Annotated in this window: 21 protein-coding genes; 9 read left to right on the top strand and 12 right to left on the bottom strand. The window is 43.8% G+C overall.

Features of this window, described 5'->3' with window-relative positions:
* Positions 1–294 precede the first annotated feature (294 nt).
* The 9 genes from qatD to IE117_RS23950 all read right to left on the bottom strand — a co-directional run bounded on the left by qatD (position 295) and on the right by IE117_RS23950 (position 14,120).
* Complete coding sequence (gene qatD / locus IE117_RS23990) at positions 295–1,044, bottom strand: Qat anti-phage system TatD family nuclease QatD (protein ID WP_189568237.1); 750 nt, start codon at positions 1,042–1,044, stop codon at positions 295–297.
* A gap of 2 nt (positions 1,045–1,046) precedes the next feature.
* On the bottom strand, positions 1,047–2,414 hold the full coding sequence (gene qatC, locus IE117_RS23985; protein WP_189568235.1) for a Qat anti-phage system QueC-like protein QatC: 1,368 nt from the start codon (positions 2,412–2,414) through the stop codon (positions 1,047–1,049).
* On the bottom strand, positions 2,411–3,322 hold the full coding sequence (qatB, locus tag IE117_RS23980) for a Qat anti-phage system associated protein QatB (RefSeq protein ID WP_189568233.1): 912 nt from the start codon (positions 3,320–3,322) through the stop codon (positions 2,411–2,413). Before qatB ends, qatC begins: the two co-directional genes overlap by 4 nt.
* A gap of 6 nt (positions 3,323–3,328) precedes the next feature.
* Positions 3,329–5,299, bottom strand: a complete 1,971-nt coding sequence (qatA, locus tag IE117_RS23975; protein WP_189568231.1) for a Qat anti-phage system ATPase QatA — start codon at positions 5,297–5,299, stop codon at positions 3,329–3,331.
* A gap of 174 nt (positions 5,300–5,473) precedes the next feature.
* Positions 5,474–6,673: a GIY-YIG nuclease family protein gene (locus IE117_RS23970; RefSeq protein WP_229581398.1), complete on the bottom strand. Its 1,200-nt coding sequence runs from the start codon at positions 6,671–6,673 to the stop codon at positions 5,474–5,476.
* Between the two features lie 4 nt (positions 6,674–6,677).
* Positions 6,678–8,729 (bottom strand): DEAD/DEAH box helicase, encoded by a 2,052-nt coding sequence (locus tag IE117_RS23965; protein ID WP_189568227.1) that lies wholly within the window; start codon positions 8,727–8,729, stop codon positions 6,678–6,680.
* On the bottom strand, positions 8,726–11,482 hold the full coding sequence (locus IE117_RS23960) for a class I SAM-dependent DNA methyltransferase (protein WP_189568225.1): 2,757 nt from the start codon (positions 11,480–11,482) through the stop codon (positions 8,726–8,728). Before IE117_RS23960 ends, IE117_RS23965 begins: the two co-directional genes overlap by 4 nt.
* 1,485 nt (positions 11,483–12,967) lie before the next feature.
* Positions 12,968–13,534 (bottom strand): hypothetical protein, encoded by a 567-nt coding sequence (locus IE117_RS23955; protein ID WP_189568223.1) that lies wholly within the window; start codon positions 13,532–13,534, stop codon positions 12,968–12,970.
* A gap of 205 nt (positions 13,535–13,739) precedes the next feature.
* A complete protein-coding gene (locus IE117_RS23950) occupies positions 13,740–14,120 on the bottom strand; it encodes a hypothetical protein (RefSeq protein ID WP_189568221.1) in 381 nt (126 codons plus the stop codon).
* Positions 14,121–14,591: 471 nt separating this feature from the next.
* Between IE117_RS23950 and IE117_RS23945 the strand changes: the two genes are divergently transcribed.
* From IE117_RS23945 to IE117_RS23930, 5 genes are all read left to right on the top strand, one after another.
* Complete coding sequence (locus IE117_RS23945) at positions 14,592–14,876, top strand: transposase (RefSeq protein WP_189568219.1); 285 nt, start codon at positions 14,592–14,594, stop codon at positions 14,874–14,876.
* A gap of 62 nt (positions 14,877–14,938) precedes the next feature.
* Positions 14,939–15,277 (top strand): IS3 family transposase, encoded by a 339-nt coding sequence (locus tag IE117_RS26310; protein WP_308439299.1) that lies wholly within the window; start codon positions 14,939–14,941, stop codon positions 15,275–15,277.
* On the top strand, positions 15,177–15,785 hold the full coding sequence (locus IE117_RS26305) for an IS3 family transposase (RefSeq protein ID WP_445482620.1): 609 nt from the start codon (positions 15,177–15,179) through the stop codon (positions 15,783–15,785). The genes IE117_RS26310 and IE117_RS26305 overlap by 101 nt, the downstream gene beginning before the upstream one ends.
* Before the next feature lie 620 nt (positions 15,786–16,405).
* Positions 16,406–17,017 carry a hypothetical protein gene (locus tag IE117_RS23935; protein WP_189568217.1) on the top strand — a complete coding sequence of 204 codons (612 nt, stop codon included), beginning with the start codon at positions 16,406–16,408 and terminating at the stop codon, positions 17,015–17,017.
* 668 nt (positions 17,018–17,685) lie between these two features.
* The gene (locus tag IE117_RS23930) at positions 17,686–18,243 is read left to right on the top strand and encodes a hypothetical protein (protein ID WP_189568215.1); all 558 of its coding nucleotides are present in this window, start codon (positions 17,686–17,688) and stop codon (positions 18,241–18,243) included.
* A 53-nt stretch (positions 18,244–18,296) separates the two neighbouring features.
* Here IE117_RS23930 and IE117_RS26445 read toward each other — a convergent pair whose 3' ends face one another.
* Positions 18,297–18,431 (bottom strand): hypothetical protein, encoded by a 135-nt coding sequence (locus tag IE117_RS26445; protein ID WP_262893123.1) that lies wholly within the window; start codon positions 18,429–18,431, stop codon positions 18,297–18,299.
* Positions 18,432–18,561: 130 nt separating this feature from the next.
* On the opposite strand from IE117_RS26445, the gene IE117_RS23925 reads away from it, so the two are divergent.
* On the top strand, positions 18,562–19,014 hold the full coding sequence (locus IE117_RS23925; RefSeq protein WP_189568213.1) for a hypothetical protein: 453 nt from the start codon (positions 18,562–18,564) through the stop codon (positions 19,012–19,014).
* A 45-nt stretch (positions 19,015–19,059) separates the two neighbouring features.
* Positions 19,060–19,389 (top strand): hypothetical protein, encoded by a 330-nt coding sequence (locus IE117_RS23920; RefSeq protein ID WP_189568210.1) that lies wholly within the window; start codon positions 19,060–19,062, stop codon positions 19,387–19,389.
* Between the two features lie 117 nt (positions 19,390–19,506).
* On the opposite strand, the gene IE117_RS23915 is transcribed toward IE117_RS23920, so the two are convergent.
* Entirely contained in the window at positions 19,507–20,259 is a 753-nt protein-coding gene (locus IE117_RS23915; protein ID WP_189568208.1) for an SIMPL domain-containing protein, read from the bottom strand.
* 173 nt (positions 20,260–20,432) lie between these two features.
* Here IE117_RS23915 and IE117_RS23910 point away from each other — a divergent pair, with 173 nt between their 5' ends.
* Positions 20,433–20,846, top strand: a complete 414-nt coding sequence (locus IE117_RS23910) for a hypothetical protein (RefSeq protein WP_189568206.1) — start codon at positions 20,433–20,435, stop codon at positions 20,844–20,846.
* A gap of 303 nt (positions 20,847–21,149) precedes the next feature.
* The gene (locus IE117_RS23905) at positions 21,150–21,764 is read left to right on the top strand and encodes a hypothetical protein (RefSeq protein WP_189568204.1); all 615 of its coding nucleotides are present in this window, start codon (positions 21,150–21,152) and stop codon (positions 21,762–21,764) included.
* Positions 21,765–21,894: 130 nt separating this feature from the next.
* On the opposite strand, the gene IE117_RS23900 is transcribed toward IE117_RS23905, so the two are convergent.
* Positions 21,895–22,587: a hypothetical protein gene (locus IE117_RS23900; protein ID WP_189568202.1), complete on the bottom strand. Its 693-nt coding sequence runs from the start codon at positions 22,585–22,587 to the stop codon at positions 21,895–21,897.
* Positions 22,588–22,662 lie beyond the last annotated feature (75 nt).

Raw genomic sequence — 22,662 nt, 5'->3', positions numbered from 1 at the left:
AAAGGGTCAACAAGTCAGATCCATTAAAGAACCTTTTCCTTTTATATTGGCCCTACTTATTGGCCCCTGTTTTTTGGGTAGTTTCCATAGGAAACCCCATCCTTAGTTCAGGTTCAGAAAGGTATGGCTTTATGAACCCAAATTAATAAGCCTGTGAGCCACAGGCCACGGATTAGCTAACAGGAAAAACCATATTTGTCAAGTTTTATGATCTTTTTACTTGACAGGCATGTTCACTAAAATCGTCTCCGCTAAGAAGCAGTATAAAAAAAGTCTCGTCTTGCTCTAAATATTTCAGTTGAATGTCTCAAGATGAAGTAAATTTTGGTAGATAATATCTCTGGTTTCATTCGGAGTAAATGACCAGATGGATGCTATCCTATCAACACAATATAAGGCGTCCTTGGGTTCTTGATTAATGCCATTTCTTTGCGTGAATGGCCCATCAGTCTCTGTGAGTATACGATCCTTGGGAATGTCATTTAATAAAGCCACACCTTTAGGAGTAGATAGCATAGTTAAATTAACTGAAAAGTAACACCCCATATCAATCGCTTTTTTTGCGTCATAGGGACTTCCACTAAACCAATGCAAGACAACTTTATTATTATCTAGTAATTTATATTGTTCAAATACTTCTAATATTTTGGAAGCAGTCCTGACAGCATGAACAGTTAATATTTTATTCCCTATTCGTGAACATTGACTGATTATATTATTAAAAACCCTCTTCTGAACATCAAAAGAGTTGTAAAATCTTGGTCCAGCGTCTAGACCAACTTCACCAATGAATTTTGCCTGAAATAAATACTCTTCCCAAATTGGTAACTCGTTCTCGATCTGTAAAATAAGTTGAGGGTGCATCCCAAGTGCCGTCCTGACAAACTCTAAATTTTTTGTTAACTCAATATTTCGAGGCCATGCTTTAGGAGTAGTTGTTACAGTCAATGTGTGGATACGGCTTCGTTCGCAATCTGAAATAAGACTTTCAAAATTAGGATATAAATCCAGATGGCAGTGATAATCAACAAGAGGTGGGTACATAATTAATCCTTTGGTTCGGTCACCACGTTTTTCAAAAAGGTGTCCACCTCTAACATTCCTCTGAGATAAACTTTCGCTAGATTAGAAAGCAATGGTTCGTCCATTAATAATGGTCCAGATTTATGAATAAATAGTCTGGCTTTTTCAGGATTCCTTTTAATCCTTCTAATAGCAATTTGAAATGACCTTACTTGATGACCTTCAGATTGAGAAGAATCTAGGCTGCGAGATGTTAGGTTCGCCAATGTATAAGTTGTAGCATCTTGAATCAATGGAGTACTAGATATGGATGCTCTTCGTATCAGGCAGGGGAGGCAGTAGCCGCAGTGTTCAGTACCTAAACCCTTCCATCTACCTTTTGAAGGAGAAGAGCATGAAAGTGATTCTGGCAATATTTCTTGCAATAAATCAATATTATTACACTGAGCTACCATTTCTCCTTTTGTACATTCTTGATACGGATTTAGAATTTGACCATTTATTTCAAGTTCCGCCAGCATCGTATTCCATAAACCCATATAGAAGGGATGAGTAGTATGGGTACTCAGTGATCCAAGTCTCAGTAGATCAAGCGGCACGTTCAATGCTATGAGGCCATTCTCGGGCGTTTTGAGGATAAAGGGATTATCTAAACCCGTACCCGCAAATACACCGATGGCGAAAAACAGAAAAGATCTGCCCCGAGTAGTATCTTCAATAGGTCTATCCCCAAAAGTTTCTTTAGGAATATTCATCCATAATCTCAGACGTTCAAAGGCGTTGGAGGAGTAATGTGACTTTAAGGTATCAAAACAAGTATTTTGTGCATGGCTAGTTGCCCCGTCACCAGAATGACTAATCAATAATGGCACCTGTTCATCCGCAAGATTATTAATGGCTCCTATTAGGCTATCTAATCCGCCTGAAAAAAGTTGAAGCTTGGTAAAAGGAGAACTAGGTAAGTCACTTGGTTTTTCATTCAAAAATATCAAATGCTTTTCAGGCCGAGGCCTGAAATCAATTTCCCAAATATCTCCTGTTAAAAAACTCAATAGTCTTATCAAGGAAGATGAAGCATTGTTCCAAATAGAAACATTACTAACAGGTATAATTAAACGGATCTCTCTTGTCCAAGTATCTTGCGATTCTAGTTCTCTAGAAATACGGGTATCAGCTGCATATACATGTGCCGCCACTATCAGAAGATCTAGGCCAATCTCAGAAGGATAAAGTTTCAGTTTATATAAATTATGAATAGCATCGGAAATCCCATAATTCAGAGATTGATTTTCATTGATGAGTGGAAAGAACGTAACGGTTTCGCCCGAACCTTCAGATACGTGAATATCATCCTGATTCCCAAATTTTCCAATAATTATATGTTTATTCATTTGGAATTGCTTTCGATTTCACCTAAGATTTTCAATATATTAAATGCCTCAATATAAATCTGTTCAACAAAATTAGTAGTATCGCTCATTGTCAGATCCTTAAATTCAATGGGCAAACTATTAACAGCATCAGAAACACCCCTACTAATAAAGTCGTGTAACTGCTCTTGAATATTTTCTACTGAAGATAAATTTTCGGGAGCAATAATTATTTTCGTACCAATATCGTTGCATAGCCTAGCTTCAATTGCATTTGTCGCATACATTTCTACAATCAACTGAAATTGAGCATCAGATAAAGAACTCAAATCGGTAATCCCCTGCTCAGCCAAATCCACTATAGTCTCAATGAATGCACTTCTCGCTATTCCTTCGTCAATATTTCCACCATCTGGGCAGATATAATCACTCAGGCCTAGAAATATATCTTCAATCGACCTTCCAATCAGATGCCCTAAATTATATTTTTCTAAGGTGCTTTGGATACCTTCCGTTCTGACTGAACCCAGAAAATTGACTATCCCAGAAGTTGTCCTCTTCGAAGCACCCATTTTCTGCGCAGCCTTTCGAGACCCGCCAGAGGATTTGGAAACGTAATTAGAGACAGCTCGACCTAACGCTGCACTGCCCGAGCCTCCAGACTTAACAAATCTTGTAAAATTAGTCCTTGCCTGTCTATATCTTTCGGTATTAATTGCATCATCAGGTTCGGCTGAAGGCTTAGAATCTCCTAATCCAGAGTCTGTGTCAGTGGTATTATCATCCCCATTTGCAGCAGTACTATCAGATTCATCTGATTCATTCTCAGGACTATCCTGCACTGTCCCTGAGTCATATTCGTCATTCAGCCACGATGGTACAAGAGGAGTGCTATTACCCGGCCCTCCATATGAATTTGATGTTCCCATAGTTATCTACCTTATTTTTTTAACGTTACCAGCAGCGGCCATTAGAATCGGATTGCCATTGGTAGACCAATTGTCGATAAGTTTATCAAATCGCTTTTTCTCAGATTCACTAGTAATTATTCCCTCCCAGCCCCTAACCACCCAAACCCCTAACGAAGCTGTAGGTAAACTTTCCAAAAAGTTCATTAGCCTTCCTTGTAAATCTGGATGTGATTTTACTACAAGCATCAAACCAGGAATTCCATCCGGTTCCTTGGTGAAATCTGTACTACCAATTATTCTAGATCGCATTTCATCAAAAATTCGAATTGCATCGGAAGCAGGAATATCTTTGATTTCAGATTCGAGTGTTTGTACTGAGAATTTTTTTCCAAACAGTTTTTCTATCAAGAAAGTAAGATGACCTAACGAGGTAGATGTGCCAAAAAAATCTTTCTTGTCTTTTGCGACGAATATATATGGTCGCAGATCCAAATCAGCTAAGGAAGGTTTGATTTTAGCCCAATCTTTGATGTTTTCGGAATTAGCCCATTCCAAAAATAGAGGACTCTCTGATTTATTATTAATCTCTTGTCTTTTTGTTTTCGTTTTTTCCTTCGAAGTCTTTACCTTCTCAATGCCATTGAGAGTATCACTTTCTGTCTCCTCTTCCTTGGCTGCAACGTTTATCTCTAGATATTTTAACTCTTCACATATTCCATTTGAAGCCGTTGCTGCGGAAGTAGCTATTTGCTCAAATAAACGAGGGATGAATCTTTCAGCAATCATCAATTTCGCAAGAGCAGGTAAACTTATTGATGATCCAAACCCTCTGGCCTCAGCTGTAAGTTGTCTCAGAAGCAAGGTATTCAAAAACCGTTTTATGACTCTAGGATTACCTTTTGCCCCATTTGCTAAGATTGGCCCAATCTGATCACTAAGCAGAACTGTATTCTGTACACCCTTTGCTTTCTCACCAAGTGTACTTCTAATTGTCTCTGCATCCAGAGGTAAACTCTCCCAGGGTTTTTTCAGTCGTTCCCTGGCTACAGCAATCAGTTTGTCAAAATCCTTTCCTTCACCAATCTCTGAACCTACCAAAAGTAGTGTCACATAAATTTTAGTCTCTGTTTCTCCTAAAATCGGTATTTTAAAAGGTATCTGTATGAGTTTTTCTAAGTAATTCCTTGTGTATGATTGATGCATTAGCGTATCGGGCAGATCAGGGAAATGTCTCCGAACTGCATACTCAATCATCCCCTCATCCGCCGCTATAACGAAAGCCGTTTTTTTGGTAAAAATGAATAATCTGATAGCTTCCAGGGTTTCGATAGCTGTATCCGGTAAACATCTATCTAAATCGTCCACCAGGACGATAAGCTGTTCAACTCCTGCCGCTTTCAGGAGCTTATCGAACGATTTTCTAAATTCAGAGATTTCCTTTGGAACATTTTTACTTGGATCTTTTGGCTTGAGTAGAGAACTAGCTTGCTTGAATAAATCATCGGCACCTTCTTTTGTGACGCCTTCCAAGGGGTTGGCAGCTAGGTTCTGAAGTCCAGTTAAAAAAGTTTCCACTACAGCTCCGGTAGGGATACCAGTGAAGGCCGTTATTCCTAGCCCTACACTCTTTTTTGCCACCTTCAACCAGTCAATCCGCTGAAAGATGTCAATCACCTCTTCGCTGGCCTTTGTCAATAATGGTCTTTGTTCGATGAGTTCGGTTACGATATTTTCAATCAGAGCAATCTTCGCATCTTCGAACCCTTGAAAGCGCCAGCCATTGAACTTTATGCAGACAACTTTATCTTTTAAATCCTCTTTTTTTACTCTAACCTCTATCATCTCAAGGACACTAGACTTGCCAGCCCCCCAATCTCCGTGCACCCCGATAGTTACTGGGTGTTCTGGACGCTCTCTTATGACCTTTACGATAGTATGGGCAATGGATTCACTATTGAGTAAATCTACCTTAGTTTCATTATCTGTTAAAATCATTGATTGGCCTTTTAAATATATTAATTTAAAATAAATAGAGAAAAGTATATTAAAATAATAGATACAAAAATATCCATTTGAACTACCAAAAATAGCACTTAAAACTATTTAACATACACTCCTCCATTAAAGTCCTTATCAATTCGTTAGCCAACTCATTTTCCATCATTAGATCTAATACTTTTTTATATTCGCTGACGCCGTATCATAATAATAATCACCAATAGTATCGTCTTTGATTTTTTCTACCATTTCATCAATGATGAAGACTGGAACCAAAAACCATTCTCTTGCTTTCACTAACTTCCCAAAACGATCTTTTATTTCAATTTCCAGCTTCGCTGAGCTGAGAAATTTATGAATAATATTTTCAAGTTTCGTCCGGTTAATGTTAGCGAGTTTATAAGTAGCGATGATCTCTACATCAGCCATAAGAAATGTTGGATCATTTTTGGCATTTGAAAGGCGTTTTTTGACCTCTCCCCCTGTCACCCCTATTTTAAGGACTATATCCCTGTTTTCTTTTACTGTTGGATGATTTGATAGGCTACGAAGTATATATATTGTGCCGCTTTCCTGATCATCTTCACTATTTTCACCTGAAAAAAGTGGTCCTGAATTAGGGTCCGTTATGAATCTACTTGTTTCATCCTTATACATTGCACGAATAATAGACCTGAGTAGAATATTGCTTTCCGTACCATTCGCATAAATAACGCGTAAGCGTGCATCATCTTCACCGTTTGGAGCCTTTAATGTCTCTCCAATTTCGGCTATGTATGCCATTTGACCACCAATGATAATAAACTGCTCTTTTTTAAGCGTAGTTTTGGTAAAGCCAGCATCTTTTCTAAATCGCACAGTATTTCTAAACCCCGTTTCAATATCTTTTTTTACTGCGTCAAATAGAGGTTTAAACTGTTCGAAATCTTCACATAGGGTACGGTTGGCAATTTCTTCTGCGGCTTTTTTCTCAGCGCGAGGTATTACATGTTTTAGCTTTGTAATTGAATTCTCTTCATTTTCATCCACCCCAAGCTGCGCCAGTAATTCATCATCATCTATATCATCCAATATGTCCGCTTCTGGTTTATAATTGGGATCTAAAATGCTTTGATGATCCATATCTTTTAGAAGGTTTATACAATCATTTTGTTTCCGAATTTGATCGAGCCTTACTGCATATAGTCTCTCAAAAATATCTTTGTCTTCACCATGTTCTGGCAATCGCCCTTGTTCTTCCACAAATTTTTGAATTTCTTCAAAACCGGCGATAATTCGCTCTTCTCTCGCAGTATACCTAACAGATGTTTTAGCCTCGATCTCAATCCCGAGTTCTGCCAAAAGCGCATCATCTTCATCTGTGAGTTTCATGTTTTTAGCCATTTCTTTCTTCTGCTTTTACTCGAGTAAGAAACGCAATACCTTGTGCCATTCGCTGTTCCCAGGGATCAGCAGATTTAATGTCGGGCAACCTGCCTCTCTCATTCTTGAACTTTAAAGCCCGTTTAGCAAGGTCCCGCGCTTCATCCAATGATAAATTCAGTTTTTTGCCTGAAATGACTTCTGCCATAGCTTTTAGGCTTTGCTCTGTCATTGCCTTGGATAAAATTGCGTAGGCCTCACTAAATGGGTTGATGCTGTCAATCCAGTCAACATCCAGTTCACGCACATCCATGGTAAATTTGCGCACCCCATCAATTAGGGCCGTATTGCTACGACTGCTTAGTTCATTGTCATTGTTGAGGGTTTCTTTTGCCTTCTGTGTCAGATTTAATGCAGTGATTGCATGTTGCCGTACGGCTTCTACATCCTCATCATCCAGCTCAGGAAATTTGTCCTTGATAATTTTTCCCATTCGGACTTGAGTAAGCTCTTGCGGTACTACTTCCTCGTCAAATAAGCCGCGTTCGATGGTTTGTTTGTCTTGCACGAATGCTGCAATAACCTCATTCAAATCTTCTTTGCAAATACGCTGTGCACTTTCGCTTTTAGGCATAGCAAGCCCTTTGATCTCGATTTGATACTGGCCTGTTTCCTCATTAAACCCAACATTTTCTTTGTTCGGATCATAGCCTCCTTCGCCGTAATCAAATCCCTGGACAGGGCCGCTTTGCGGATTTTTCGGCGTAAAATTAAATCTCGGTGCTAGAACTTGTTCCATCAATAAGCTGGCAGAAATAGCCTTCAGCGTGTCGTTAACAGCATCTGTAACAGTCCCTTCTGTAGCATCCGGTTCTGCTATCAGATTAGTGAACCGGGCATGGGTTTTATTCGGAGCATCCCGCGTGGCACGGCCAATAATCTGTACGATTTCAGTTAGGCTGGAACGATAGCCCACAGTGAGTGCGTGTTCGCACCATATCCAGTCGAAGCCCTCTTTGGCCATGCCGAGCGCAATAATTATATCAACATGGTCACGGTTCGTTTTAACTTCCGGTAGCTTCAATGCTGCAGAAACTTTATTGCGCTTTGATGCATCATCATCCACTAGGTCGGCAATCCGCAGGGTTTTGCCCTCCGGCGTTCTGACCAAATGAAACCCGGTTTCAGGATCAATACCCTGCCAGTCTCCCAATTCTTCAATAATATGCTCAACTTCCTTGACCTTATCACCCATACTCTCCCGTGAATTAACGTTCGGTATGTGAATGATCGTTTTTTCATCAGGGTTTAGGACACTTAAAATCTCATCAGCATAAGCCCCGCTATAGAAGTAATAGCCAATATTTAGAGTCTTAAGAAATTCATAACCGTTTAGCTGTTCATAATACGTATAAGTGACCGTATCGAATTTGGCTTCATCCTCTGGCATTAAGACAGGGTTTGCATCCCCGCGAAAATAAGAGCCAGTCATGGCCACTAGATGTACCTTATCCCGCGCAACCAGTTGTTTGAGATGCGATCCGAGAACATTATCTTCATCGGCACTGACATGGTGAAACTCATCAATGGAGATTAGCCGGTCGTCAAAAGCTTCAACCCCTAAACGCTCTACGGCGAAGCGGAAGGTTGAGTGTGTACAAACCAGTACTTTGTCTTCACTTTCGAGAAATGACTTAACAGAGTTGACTTTGCTGCCATCCTCACCGGGTGCGTTACAAAGATTCCATTTTGGAATCACGTGCCAATCGAAGTAATAGCCAAATTTGGTTAGCGGCTCATCGGCAAAGCTTGAGCCGATAGACTTTTCCGGCACAGCGATAATGGCTTGCTTGATACCCTGGTTGTTTAGCTTATCAAGGGCAATAAACATTAACGCCCGGCTTTTGCCGGAGGCTGGAGGTGATTTTATGAGCAAATATTGTTCACCACGCTTTTCATAAGCTCGCTCCTGCATTGATCGCATGCCTAGCTCGTTCGATTTGGTAGAGTTACCGGTGCTTTTATAGTTTACGGTAACGGATGGTATGGCTTTTCTTTCTGTCATACAGTTTTTCCTTTAATAGTCATTTGAGTATAAAGATCGAAGAGTTTTTCTAAGCGTTCAGTGTCGTTTTTGAAGCGTCTACCTATATAGATGCGCTCTAGTACTTCATCATTGCGATCATGGGCACGACGAAGATCTTCGGGCATTTTGTCTGGATCATACAGATCAGCTATGGTGGCAGGAAAATGTCGCTCCCGCGCGATCAGAATCTCCTCTGCACAGATTTTTAAATCCTCCTTATTCTTCGCTGTCAAAGTTGGAAGAGGAAATGTATTCCAACCAAGTGTATTGGAATAGGAAAAGCGCATTTCCAGTCGAACACAAACAGTACCAATCCAAATCCAATGCATTCGGGAGGCTATCAGAGCTATATTCCATAGGGGGGCATCGTAGAGTGCAAAGTTCCGATCGCCAATAATGGTTTTTCCTCTGACTAGCCCAACTGGAAGAAAATCACGGTTTTCGGAACTTACTCTAGGGACGACAATAGTGTAATTGCTTTCGTAATGCCGAATTTCACCAAACTTGTATGGGAAAGCTGCTAGTTCTTGAGTTTGTATCTTTGTGCTTTCTCCTCTCATTTTTTTGACAGCATCAAGCCGCCAAACAATTTCAGGATAAGCATAAACTTCATCTTTATCATTATCGTTGATCCATAGGCAAAACCGTTGTTTTCCATTAATAAATTCTTCTGAATTTAAATACGGATGAATAAACTTCTCAATAGACGTGTTGCGGGCAATTATAGAAGATTTTTCGGCTAAATTTAAAAACAAACTTCCTCCATCAACCGGCTTACTTCCGAAATCCATGGAAGGTAATTTGTTTATTGGCTTTGATTCTTTACTGACTATAACATCAGCACCTGTAACTAGATATGCGTTGATATTTTCAGCCTTCTTCTCAATGGTTTCGACGTCCTCATTGACAGAAAATAGGCGGCGAGTTTTTCCAGCCTGCTTGGATATACCGACAATCACAACTGTAACACCTGCATTGTGACTAGCCAGATTATTCCATTTGAATGAGGTATGAGCAAAAGCAATTTCATGACCAGTTTTGAAAATTAGTGGCCAAAGAATGGGAACCTGTTGTCCTTGGCAAATCGAATTCGTAGATACAAAGGCCGAGGCCACCTTAGTGTGCCTACCATATTCAGCCGCTTTCATAAACCAGCCCGCGACATAATCCAATGACTTCCACGTGGGGGTCAGATGCTTAAATATGGCCTCAAGATCAGCTTTTTGTTCTTTCGTTTGCCATGTAGATCCTAAGTAAGGTGGATTTCCACATATATAGGTTTCGCCTCCTTCATTCTCGAAATCAATTTCTGCTTGGTCAAGGGGAGTGCTGAACAGGTCATCTCCAAAAAAGTTAACACCTTTACTGGTAGGAGGGCAAACTGATAACCACTCAATTCGAAGAGCATTGCCACTGGTAATCCAGTTTTCAGCATTAAGCGGTAGGAATTCGGCTAGGGCTAGTTTTTGTCCACGATAAAGAACGTCGCATTGATATTCTGCAATGATGAGTGCAAGCCTTGCGATCTCAGCCGAAAAATCCCTTAGCTCTATGCCCCTGAAATTGGTTAGGGGTATTTCGGTTGGTCGGTCGCCCTCCCCTCGTCCTTTATTGATCTCATGCTCGATCTCCCGCATTTGTTTGTAGGCAATCACCAGGAAATTGCCCGATCCGCAAGCCGGATCAAACACGCGAATTCGCGCTATGCGTTTGCGTAAATTGAGAAGCTTTCTACTGTTATCTTCCGCTTCCTCTAACTGTGCTCGAAGATCATCGAGAAATAGCGGATTCAGCACCTTCAGGATGTTAGGCACGGATGTGTAGTGCATTCCTAATGCACCGCGTTCCTCATCGTCGGCCACCGCCTGAATCATGGAGCCGAAAATATCCGGGTTGATGCGCTTCCAGTCCAAATTGCCAACATGAAACAAATAGGATCGGGCAATCTTTGTGAATTTCGGTGTTTCGATTGATCCAGAAAACAATTCCCCATTTACATAGGGAAAGCTATTTGCCCAATTCTTGATTTTTTTTGCAGAGCGTTCATTCAGCTTAGTGTCCATCGCCCGGAAGATTTCACTGATAACCTCATCGGTATCAGATGCGTCCCCGGTACTCATTTGCTGTACAGTTGAGGTAAAAAGACCATCCCCTGTGAATATGTCAGTATCCTCAGCGAAGAAGCAGAAAATCAACCGCGCCAAGAAGTGGTTCATGTCATGGCGGCGTTCTGCCGTTGCCCATTCCGGATTGTGGTGCAGCAGCTCAATATAGAGTTTGTTTAAGCGGCTTGTGGCTTTGATATCAAAGGCATTCTCCCGGATCTGCTTTACAGTGCTAATGCCAGCCAAAGGCAGGAAGAAGCCAAAGTGATCATGAAAGGCCGGATAATCACAAGCGACTGTCTCTCCGCTATTCACATCTTCAGCCTGAAATTCCATGCCGTCAGTGGCAAGTATGAATTTAGCCTTGGCCTTTGTCGTAGCTGGGCTTTCGCGAAGGATGTTCAGCGTGTCGGAAACCGTACCTTTTTCACAGACAGCAATATGAATGTTGTTATGCTGTAGAACACCACCCGCAATATCGGATTTGTTGTTATTGCCAGTTTGCAGTCGTTTTATTGTCGTAGACTTATTACCAAAAGCTTCTAGGAACGCAAACGGAAATTCCGCAGGAACAAAAGGCTGTTCTGCTAGCAACGAAATAGCTTCTTCAATCTCAACTGCATTCATTTAATCACTTTACTAATTAAAATTATTATCATAACTGATAGTCAGTCATTTATACCCTTCCCCAATGCGGAGATCATAAAGTATGCTCCTGTTATACTCCTGTAAGTTTTCAAACATAACTGCTTTGGCAAAATGATTGACTTTTTCTACTTTATACAATACTGATTCAACAGCAGTTCTTGCTCCAAATGTGCGGATTTATATGCTAAGAAACGATTTTTGAAATTAAATCCTCGTATTCTGCAATTTGCAGGGGGATTAAGCAAAGGTCCCGGAAACGGCTAGAATTATAGGCGCATTTTCATTGGAAAGCCAGGCGAGAGGTTAACACCTCTCCCGAAAAAATCTACCAATGAACAGCATATCACAAGAGCCTGCTAAACATATTCGCTGGTTTACAAGGGTCCTTCTTACCATCATTCGATTATGTAGGTCTGAGGTATCAATCGTCTAGCTGTACTCTAGTTTTCAGAATCACATTCTATTGCATTGAGGGAGCTCTCGTTCTGTTGCAGTGGTAATTCAGGCTGTGAACAAAATGGAACGAAATACACCAGGCATTAAGAAAGGCAGCAGTTGGTGAATTCAGAAGTGTAGCCGAAATTGAAATTGTACACCGTCATGTTGTGTTAACTTTGGCCATTTATACACAATTGTACATAAAAAAGCCGCTAAATCGTATGATTTAGCGGCTTTTTTGGGCGCTGAGGGATTCGAACTTCCGAACTTCTCAGGCACCTATCCAATAAAGAAGGATTGAAACAATCCGCCAACCATACGCAGCACGCCACTGATTTTTCTTCTCAGAAATCAGAATGCCCTCGAAATCTAGCGCCTGTCCCTTGCGGTCTTCGAGCCACTTCTGGGCTGGTGATAGCCGCCACTGGAAAACTCCCAAGTCGTTTGCACGGTCATGGGGCGTTGCCTTAAAACGATCAATTGAATGCCACGTCGCCGGATTTCGCAAAGGCAGCCATATCACCTCTTTTTCCGTTACACCTTGTCGTGTACTTAATCAAATTCCATCATACTGCGCACCTAAACGAGTAAACTGTAACACATCAGTCCCATCGGGTCTAACTAACGGCAGCGGGTAGCTGTCCCAAATACCTCAATTACCATGACTATCGGCTGAGCCATTGTGCCGAATTTGCCTGCATCTCACACGGGTTGAGGGTCGCCCTTACATTTGCAGGCTGTATGTACACTCTGGACTTGGAAAGGGAGCGCGACCAGCATATGTCCGACAACCGGCGAATGCAAGGTTATTGACAGCCTGTCCCGAAACTTTATGTCGATGTTAAAAAAGACTCCGGCAAGCGGCCAGAAGGGGCAAATCAGTAGGTCATTATGCCTGAGGAAGGATATCAGAAGCGGGAAGTCGCCGAAGATGGCGCAGGGCGCTGACAGAGCAGTCAAAGAAGCTTGAAGGGAAATAGGAAAAAGTAAGTACTCCTTCTTACTGCTGTTGGAATAATAATTTCTTTAAGGATTCTCAACGTCACAATTAATTTCCAGATCAGTGCGGAGGTGGGTTAGTACCGAAACCTGCCCCTCAATAGAATAAAGCCCGAAGTACTTTCCATCGAAACGGAAGGTTCCTGATAGTTCTCCGTTCTTGCAAATGAAAAGGGCCTGTTGTCCGTTAGCCGAAGAGCCAGACCAGGTGAAATCCGAATCGGAATAGGCGACCACTTTCGTTGCCTTATAGATAGCGCTCTCATTGAAGCCAGGTATAGTGAATGTCAGGACACCATTCTTCTGAATTTTTGCCAGATTGCCCACTTTGACCAACAAAATCAGCCCGTAGGTTCCAGACTGCTGCATTCTTGTCAATTTGGACGTACTGCTGTCGGAAAGTCCCGACTTGTCTGCCTGAGAAGCAGGGGCTATCAGGACGGTAGTAGATTTTTCCTCCTGAGCTGCCACAGACTGACTCACTGCGGTAAGAGAAGTAAATAGCAGAATGTAAAGCAGTCTTACAATTAACCTGTTTCGTCTTCTGACAATAATGTGTTGTTCGAGTATTGGAAGCTTGAAATTCTGTTTCATGATGAGTATGTCTCAAAGGCAATGACAGGTGGTATGCTCCCAAACCTGTTCAGTGGACACTAAAGCTGGAGCAAGCAGACGAGAAGCCCGAAATTGCGCGGGAAGCCCCCAACGATACCAAAACACTAACCGAGCAGGTAAACAAGCCAGACGGGAAGAGTAAGAAATAACAAGCCTTTACTCTACTACCCATCGGGAGCGGCCATTATTCTATTAACTCAATAGAGGTTATCTCGAAGGGATTCCCAGGTATGTCTGTTCTGTCAATATTGGGGAAAGTCAACAGATAACCACTGATTTTTACGGCTTTACCGTCAACTCTGGCTTTTCCAGGAAGATTACACGTCAGTAAACTCCCTGATGTAATTTTGTCAGACACGCCGTAGGCATCAATCACATATATCGTATCATTGCCACTATTTAAAATGCTCCTCATTCTACCGACTTGGTCAGTCAGTGTCATTTCATATTTATACTGTGCCGGCCAGTCACATACTAAACCAATATTTGGTTCTGTATCTTTACAAGATACAAGACTCACCACCAGCAGCGTAGCGTATAAATATGTCATCTTGAAAATCTTCATGGGCTATCGTTGAATACTGAAATAGTTTTACTTACAGTTGCCCTCTGACAGGGCAGTAATTGTTATGAAAGGGGGTTGCTTGCAAAGCACGTACGCTTTCTGTGGATAGCCACCTTCCCGATATTGAAAGTAAAAAGTAGAATCTCTCTGCGTTAGAATTGAATTGGATAAGCCTTTAAAAACAACGCTATCCAAGCTCGCTACCACGTAACGTTGGCCAGGTTCAGTAAAATTGACCCTGAACTCCCTGCCAACTGGATTATTATTTAGAACTTGGATAACTACACCCCCGCAATAATTGGTGATATACCGACCTTTCACACATCGTTGGTTTATAGGGTCGTTACAACTCAATAAAATGAATAAGGATAAAATAGCCGTCGTTCGCATAGTGTCGGTTTTGCACCATAGACCTTGATGTGAGATGGTCCGGTTTATCGGCACAGTGAACTTGCTTAACTTAGCAAGCTTATGCATGAACAGAAAAAACGCCGCAAGTACGACGCAGCCTTTAAAGCGGAGGTGCTCAGGATGGTGGACAGCGGCCAATCCGCCCACTATATCGCTGAGGCCCTGGGAATCTCCGAAAGCTTAATTTACACCTGGAAAAGCAAGAACAAAATGGGAAAGGGGAAGTCGGTTCAGCAGGGAGAGCTTTCAGTTGAGAACCAGCAGCTCAAAGACCGGGTTCGCCAGCTTGAAACCGAGCGGGATATTTTAAAAAAAGCCTTGAGCATTTTCAGCCGCGCGAACTGAACCTGCTCTATGAGCTGATCGACACCCTGTCCGGCGAGTTTGCCATCAGTACGCTCTGCTCAGTGTTAGGAGCCAGTCGTACTGCCTACTACCGTTACAGGAGAGGCGGCAGCTACCAGCCCACGGCTAGAAGGGAAGAAAAAAAGCTTTTAGTGGAAAGCGTGTTTGGCGAACACAAGCGCAGATACGGGAGCCGTCGGATCACGGCTGAGTTGCGAGAACGGGGCCATGAGTTGGGAAGGTACCAGGTTCGAAGCCTAATGAAAGCCAGTGGGTTACGACCTATCCAGCCCAAGTCATTTGTGCCGCGCACAACCGACAGCACACACAAGAGAGGCTATTGTGGGACGGCCCATGCCGCCCAACCTGCTGCTGGATCAGCCGCTACCCGGTGCCCCTGACCGAGTCTGGGTGAGCGACATCACGTACTTGCCTCTGGTGGGCGGGGGATGGGCCTATCTGGCCAGTTGGATGGATTTATTCAGCCGGAAGATAGTGGGCTGGTGGGTCGACGATAACATGGAAGACTCACTGGTCATCGTTCCATTGCGCAGAGCCCTACAGGCGAGGCAACCCGTCGCGGGCCTGGTGGTTCATTCTGACCGTGGCGGCCAGTACGCGTCAAACGACCTGCGGGAACTGGTCAGGTTGTGGAAGATAAGGCCCAGTATGAGCCGGGCCGACGACCCTTACGACAACGCTTTTGCCGAGTCGTTCTGGAGCCGACTGAAAGCAGAAATGCTGGAAGACGGAGCGTTCATAGATGCAAAGGACGCCCAAGCGGAGATGTTTGATTACATTGAAATCTATTACAATCGGGTGCGTAGGCACTCGTCGCTGGACTACCAAAGCCCGGAACATTTTGAGAATCAGTACTACCAAAAACTCGCAAGTAAAGTGTGCCGCTAAATTAGACCACCCCAATGCTTCACAGAAGGTTGGAAACATATCCCTTTTCATATTAAACGACTCTTCTGAGATTTTTGCACTTAACGGAATACCTCCTAAATATCAGAACAGTCTTATTAATTAGTCTTCTGTTAAGACAAACCGGCGAACTAACATGATAAGGCGTTTTCTGATATGTGCAGTCGTCAATATCTTCGCTTGCTATTTTGTCCCACGTTTTTTGGCTTGGGCACATTACGTTATCAACGGCCTGTTCATTCCAAGGCGATTCTTTTACAGCGTCACGCGGCCTAATCAAAATATGACCCCTTTATATTCGTTAATGCTGTTAATCATTGCTGCTGAGTTGATCGGGTTATTAATTGGTTTATACCGATTTAACATGAAGTATGGTCACTTTGTATCAGGTCAGAGGGTATCTTCAATCGCCCGGTTAACGACTGTGGTCACCGGGTTGGTAATTGCGGGTTTGACTGTAAAGGAGTTCTGGTATCTGTTCGAAAAATTTTAGCCTTTCCTGTTTTGTCAGTGCATTTACGATAACTAAACGCCTACAATTAAACCAAATACCTCACTATTTGGAGATTAATTTATTGATTTATTACTGATATACTCGACTTATGAAAACTGCTCTGACTTTCATTCTGCTGATCAGTATTGGAACACTCAGTTGTAAACGCGGAGACTCTGGGGTCAATCCTAACGACGACATGGAATTACTTTATCAACGTTTTCACGGTAAATACAGGATAGTTAGCTCGATCAGCAGCCAACCGCTCGACGTGAATTTTGATGGTGTTTTCTCGACCAACTTACTAAGCGAAATACCGGGACTGGGCAGTAACGGAGCTCACTTAGAACTACGGGTGAAATATCCGGACCGTTCAGTGTTTTTGTTTTCTCAATCTTGGCCTGAGCAGTATGTCAACACATATACGGGACCTAACCCCGAATGGAATGGATTGGATACCCTTAGTTATAACCCTGCATATTCAGTGAATTATGCTAATCAAGCAGGCCCGTATCGGTTTTCATTTTCTGAGGATCTGAGACAGATTTTTGTTGCTGCCAATGAAAAAGCGGACAAAATTCGATGGGCTAGGCCCGAATCGGTCTTCATTGAAGCAAGGGATCAACTTCGGCTAATCAATAAACGTCGTATTTACACGCGAGAAGGTGTAAAAGAAGTGACCATCACAACCCTCTACGAGCGGTTTACTACAATAACTTGAAGTAGCAGGTACTAAGTTATACAGCACAAAAGAGCCGCATGATGCGGCTCTTTTGTGCTGTATAATTCGAATTATATACAGATGCATCTAAGAGAAGTTAGGCAGCCCTGTTTACTACACTATCTACAACTAAATGTACATGAGTTTTGAGGTACGGGACAGACGATGTGCTGTCAGCATATCAACGCCCCGGCAACCTAAGAAACGCAGACACTTTTTTCCAGTTCTGGTAAAAGCTTATCGCTCAGTTGTGCCCTTCGTCTGATCATTTCCTGACGGCTGTAATGGCCTCTTGGTATTTCCTCCGTTACATTCACGCCCGTCGGTTTATGAGTCAATACCACTGTGCAACTAGTCAGGCCATTGGCCCTCGATTTTTTGGAGAATTGCCCTTTACTGCCTTCACTGATGCCGTTTCTAAATGAATCGATGACGTCAGTGGGGTCTAATTTGAATTTAGGCTTCATCATGACCAAACAGGCGAGGGCTAAAAGGGAAAGAATAAGAAAAGGCAAGCACTCCTTTCTCGCAGAAATTAGAGCAGGGTATGCTTGAAAATTCCGAAGACGGGAGATCAGCGAGGTTTTCCAAGTGATTTCAATTGTTGTAAGGGCGCAATAATTTACCAGTCGATTAGTTGTTAAATTTCAAAAAAAGAATGACAATATATGCGTTCCCGGCGATGGATATTCATTTACATACTGGTAGCTCCTGTATTCTGTTGGGGTCAGCGCCTGCAATCTCCCCCATTACCTTATAAGGTTTGTCAGTTTGATCGTATTTGGGTCGCTGAAACCGATTCGGTCAGGAGGCAGCTGGTGACCGACTCACTGGCCAGACTGCTGCCGGGTCGTTGGCAACTGGTGGAGATGGGCGCGGGTGCTTGCTTTGTGGCTGCCCATGCGCCTGACCGGTATACGGAAATGGTACTGACCGATCAGGGGAAGGGAACGGTTTACCAGGGTGGGGAGCTTCTGACTACATTTCAATTAAGTTTCCATTTTTACTGGGGGCAACTTCGCTTCATTATGGAAGAGACGCGAGCCCCTGCCTATTTTGACTTTTTCCCGTCTTTTCTCGATAAGAGGGCCGGGCGGTACTATAAACCCGATTCCCCTTACGCACACATATACAAAAACACAATCCTGGTCTGTGAGGAGACCCTGGTTATGTACGGGCCAAGAACCGGCCTGAGTTTCGTTTTCAAACGCCTGCCCTCCCCATAGGGCGAAGCGGTGGAGAGCACACGCAGTATTTCCTAAATATCCACTGGAAAAGCTTATTCCGTCTTAACTTTCCTAACCTCTATTTGTTTGGTCGATGGATTGGACAGAGCGAAATAATCCGCCACTGCAAAAGCCGCCAGAAGTAGCACCACCGAGATCAGGATAATAAGAATCGTTTTTTTCTTCATGGTTCAGTGAGTTTCGCCATTTTGTTCTTTAAATAAACATGCCAGGTGAACCGAACTCCTAGCTGGGAATTTCGATTCGAGCGAAAAAGGAGCTTTTGAGAGGGGAGAAATTAATACTGAAATATTGGCTATGAAAAATATCCTACTCGGCTTCTGCTTAACCCTTTGTTTGGCAGCCTGCGACCCGCCCATTGATTCAAAGTTGAAGATCGTCAATACATCGAATCAACCCGTACTTATCTTTTACAACACCGAAGGAACCAACCATTCTATCAGGGGACTCTCCTTAGACTACGACCCGTTCCACGAAATTCATCGCGCCGATACAAGCCGGAGTTACCGGGATAGCGTCCTGGTTGACAGCCCGGATTACCTGCTGCCGGGTGACACTATATCGGCGCAACTGGGCGTGGGTAGTTGGGAAAGTCACATCGGCAGCGGTCACCTTTGGGTGTATATATTTGAACCCAAGACGGTGCTCAAAAATGACTGGAAAAGCATTCTGGAAGGCAAAAAATGGAAAAAAGTTTATTCGCTGACGCTCGACCAGGTGAAGGCTGGAAAGTGGATAGTCAGTCTGTAATCGTTGCTTTAGGCTTTAAACAGGGATAATCCAATATTCTGACTAATGCCCATAACCGTTGCCAAGGTCATAATGCACCTGAAGCTGCTGTCGCTTTTTTCGCTTGTCGCACTTTGGGTGTTGTTCTATCTTCATGGTACAGGCATCAACAGCTTTCTCATTCCGGATCGACTACGATGGCACGACGGGGCCAAAAGTCGATACATTGGGATTTGGTATGCCCTGTCTTGTGCCATCAGCTACGTGGAGCTCTTTTGGCTACTGTGGTTGGTGAATAAATTTAACTTTTGGTACGGTAAGGAATGGTTGAAGCCTTCTCAGATGAAGGCAGCTAAAACTGCCACCGTGGTGGTGGGAGTAACGCAGGCAATCTGAATAGCGGCTTTTTATATCGCCTTGTCTACCGATTCCTAAGTGCAACGCATGAGCGGCAATCATGTAAATGGCAAAGCCCTGGTTTTTATTCTTGGAGCAATACCGTCACTCCCTGTTTCATTCATTCAGCTCAAAGTCGACCCTAACCAGAGCGGAAAAGCGGAAGACCTGCGGAATCGTCATCATCTGGCGCAGCGCGTCGTTGTCGTAACTGACCTGATTCTGGGGTAGGTTGGCCCGGAAATTTTCCCGGTAAGAATAGAAGCCTTCGTTCTCCCCAACATCACTGACTCGCACAATTCGCTTGATGGTACGCGAGGTGGCCTTGGCCGCCTGACTGGCCTTCTCCTTGGCGCGGCCTATCGCCTTCTCCATCAGGTCAAGTTCAATTTGCCGCTGGTTGCTTACCGAAAACGTGGCCGTCAGATCCGTGAAGCCGCCCGTCGTCAGAGTCTGCTGCACCTCTCTGAGCCGATCAAGGTCGGTGAATTTGATCATGGCCCGCTGGTAACTGGTGAATCGCTCACCGGGCTGGCCGCGGTAACTGTCCCGCCCCCGACGGGTCAACAGCTGAGAAAACTGAATATCTTTGAGGGGAATCTTTGATTGTTCGAGCAGGTCGACCAACTGCAGCCTGGCTTTCTCATGCTCGCCGTACACAGGCTTTATGTCCCGCTCGTCGCTGAAGCTCAGGTTAACCTGGAGCGTTGCCTCGTCGGCGGGCACTTCCTGGGCGGCATCGCCAAAAAGAACGATGCGGTTTTCGACAGACTGCGCTGCCGCCGGAGCAGCCAAACAGCTCACTCCTACTAGCGATACCAGAATGAAAATCCGGCTTGTACTTATTACTTCGGAAAACGGCACTGACATGGTGAGGCGGTAAATGGTGAGCCAATAAAACGGCCGTGTCCAACGATTCGGTATAAGCAATAAGCAGGCCCAGGTATCTGCACCCGTTGCGTGGGCGGGGTTAGGCTGTTGGGTTCTTAGGAAGAAACGAATCACTTTGCCCAGGTGTGGTGATCAAAGAAACTTACCATTGTATGATGAGTCAGGGCGTAACGGTTAATACCAGGCCGAAGCATTTTATTATATTTGTGGCAGTCAATCTGGCCGGCTATTTGTTTATTCCGTATGCCGTCGGTTACGCCCACAGCTATCTGAATGGCGTGTTTATTCCCAACAGTCTGCGATGGGACCAGGCCGGCGGTCTGAGGGCCGACCGAACGGGATGGTACCTGGCTCAGTTATCGATTGCAGGCATTGAATGGCTGGGTTTGCTTTGGCTGCTGTACCGTTTCAACCGGTCCAATGCGTCCGTCTGGCTGGATCAGCGCCCTGAGCTTGCCCGGCTGGTGGCATTGCCGACTACGGGCATTATATGCATGCTCACCTTATTTGCGCGGGACAGCTTCCTGCTATGGTTGATCAAACGCACCATTCACGCTGCTCTTTAAGGTGCGGACATCTAGTCAAAGACAAAATTCATTAGAATGTCTTGCCATCCGTTATGAATGTATCGCACCGTACGTCGTTGGGATACATAGGGCAAGTCCCAGGCGTCACGCTGTTCACCAGCCTTTGGCATGAGTTTAGGGCGCGAAGACCCGTACCCAAGCCCTGGTGAGCGTTTCCGCTGGGAAACCGGTGCTCGAATTAAAGGACGCCCATGCGGCCGAGTTGTAATCAGTCCGAGAAGCCGATGAGAAAAGCCGGGTCGACCGGCGCGAATGTTTGTTCGGCGAACCAAAGCCCATCTAATGTATTTATCAGTCATCGATAACCGGTATAGTCGCGTCATCCATGAGTCGTTCGTTAAACTGCTTTCAGCCAGAGGCTACGAGCGAAAGGACAGCCAGTTTTACCTTAAGTCGGGACGGATAGGTAAGCTAATCACTGTTACACGGGGTATGGATCATCCCCATCATGGCCAAGTGGTAATGTTTACGATTCACGTCAGAATTGCCTCTGACGACTTCTGGAAAATGAATTATCCAGATGAGACTGTTCCTGTTCTACCTTCCCAAGACTACCGTTACTACGTATTTGAATTACCCTTGGGTAAGTTTTACAACAAGCTGGGGGGCGATCGGTGGCTGGCTCTTGACGGGACAGTTCCAGAGCGGATGATGATTGGCTATTTACGTGATTTATTGCAGGCTCGTATCCTACCTTACTTAGATCAATTCGATTCAATCGAGGACATCCTGGCCGGGCTTCCCAATCCCTCAACGGCCCGTATGCAGATGCTGGCTCGGCTGGGCAGTCGTGAGGAAGCCTACGCCGAGTTGAGAAAATTGATTGCCTGGCGACATCAGAAGGGACACCGAATCAACATGGTTAGGCTCGCCAAGCAAATCGGTATAATTCATTAAAAACAAGGTGAATATAATGTCTGCACTTGGCGTGGAAAGAAATGATCGATATTAGGAAGTTAAAGGCAGAAGTGAGATTTTGCAGGTAATGCCTCTCCCAGTCTACCGGATAGTTTAAGTTTTGAAATTTTCACTCAATATTGTTCTCAATAATATTAGCTTTAAATGTTCCTTGTAGAAACCTATATGTCTTTATTTCGGTGTCTTGGTATCCTTTTCCCCGAAATGTAATCTCAAAAGTCCCTGTAACACGGCCAGTCCTTTTGTTATATCTTTTTATCTGGATCCAATTATTGGGGGAATCAGGGCCCTCGGCATCTTTACTCTGTGAATTGAATTTTAATCCCACAGGGTAGTACCTCCCAAAAACCATGTCACCTCCTGCTATTAGAGTGAGATAAGCTGCTGGTTCATTCGCCTTCATGTTCTTTTGAAGCTCATCAAGAGAAAACTTTCCAGTTCTCAACGGAATTTTTTGTACAAATACAGTTTGCTGATAGTACTCATCCATGCTTTCCGTCTTCCCGGAGATGGCAAGCGCAAACAGTTTTGCTACGGGCAGTCCCTCTCTATCATGTTTCATAGCCGACGTAGTGCCGATCCACTCTTCGCCATTGACGCTGGCTTTGCCTCCCCCAGGCACGAAAATACCGCGCCTATCTTCGGTGTTGCCACCCTTTGGTAGATCCCTTCGCGAATTCACACACCCGGGCAACCCGGTGCACATCAGGATTACAGTCAGGTTCAAGAGTTTCAATGTGTTTATCAACAGTCTTTTATAGTAAATATATGTTCCTGTTCTCAACGAGAGATCGTACATCATGACTGCCGCACCGATTAAGTGTTACTCATAGATAGATTAGTTTATAGTAAACGCTGTCTTAATCCTTTAATATAT

Source organism: Persicitalea jodogahamensis, from assembly GCF_014651615.1.
Lineage (GTDB): Bacteria > Bacteroidota > Bacteroidia > Cytophagales > Spirosomataceae > Persicitalea > Persicitalea jodogahamensis.
This window is presented reverse-complemented; position numbering and strand designations above follow the sequence as displayed.

Excerpts from the sequence above, each read along its gene's own strand:
- qatD (WP_189568237.1), bottom strand. The coding sequence starts at position 1,044 with ATGTACCCACCTCTTGTTGATTATCACTGCCATCTGGATTTATATCCT.
- qatC (WP_189568235.1), bottom strand. The coding sequence starts at position 2,414 with ATGAATAAACATATAATTATTGGAAAATTTGGGAATCAGGATGATATT.
- qatB (WP_189568233.1), bottom strand. The coding sequence starts at position 3,322 with ATGGGAACATCAAATTCATATGGAGGGCCGGGTAATAGCACTCCTCTT.
- qatA (WP_189568231.1), bottom strand. The coding sequence starts at position 5,299 with ATGATTTTAACAGATAATGAAACTAAGGTAGATTTACTCAATAGTGAA.
- IE117_RS23970 (WP_229581398.1), bottom strand. The coding sequence starts at position 6,673 with ATGAAACTCACAGATGAAGATGATGCGCTTTTGGCAGAACTCGGGATT.
- IE117_RS23965 (WP_189568227.1), bottom strand. The coding sequence starts at position 8,729 with ATGACAGAAAGAAAAGCCATACCATCCGTTACCGTAAACTATAAAAGC.
- IE117_RS23960 (WP_189568225.1), bottom strand. The coding sequence starts at position 11,482 with ATGAATGCAGTTGAGATTGAAGAAGCTATTTCGTTGCTAGCAGAACAG.
- IE117_RS23955 (WP_189568223.1), bottom strand. The coding sequence starts at position 13,534 with ATGAAACAGAATTTCAAGCTTCCAATACTCGAACAACACATTATTGTC.
- IE117_RS23950 (WP_189568221.1), bottom strand. The coding sequence starts at position 14,120 with ATGAAGATTTTCAAGATGACATATTTATACGCTACGCTGCTGGTGGTG.
- IE117_RS23945 (WP_189568219.1), top strand. The coding sequence starts at position 14,592 with ATGCATGAACAGAAAAAACGCCGCAAGTACGACGCAGCCTTTAAAGCG.
- IE117_RS23935 (WP_189568217.1), top strand. The coding sequence starts at position 16,406 with ATGAAAACTGCTCTGACTTTCATTCTGCTGATCAGTATTGGAACACTC.
- IE117_RS23930 (WP_189568215.1), top strand. The coding sequence starts at position 17,686 with ATGCGTTCCCGGCGATGGATATTCATTTACATACTGGTAGCTCCTGTA.
- IE117_RS26445 (WP_262893123.1), bottom strand. The coding sequence starts at position 18,431 with ATGAAGAAAAAAACGATTCTTATTATCCTGATCTCGGTGGTGCTACTT.
- IE117_RS23925 (WP_189568213.1), top strand. The coding sequence starts at position 18,562 with ATGAAAAATATCCTACTCGGCTTCTGCTTAACCCTTTGTTTGGCAGCC.
- IE117_RS23920 (WP_189568210.1), top strand. The coding sequence starts at position 19,060 with ATGCCCATAACCGTTGCCAAGGTCATAATGCACCTGAAGCTGCTGTCG.
- IE117_RS23915 (WP_189568208.1), bottom strand. The coding sequence starts at position 20,259 with ATGTCAGTGCCGTTTTCCGAAGTAATAAGTACAAGCCGGATTTTCATT.
- IE117_RS23910 (WP_189568206.1), top strand. The coding sequence starts at position 20,433 with ATGATGAGTCAGGGCGTAACGGTTAATACCAGGCCGAAGCATTTTATT.
- IE117_RS23905 (WP_189568204.1), top strand. The coding sequence starts at position 21,150 with ATGTATTTATCAGTCATCGATAACCGGTATAGTCGCGTCATCCATGAG.
- IE117_RS23900 (WP_189568202.1), bottom strand. The coding sequence starts at position 22,587 with ATGATGTACGATCTCTCGTTGAGAACAGGAACATATATTTACTATAAA.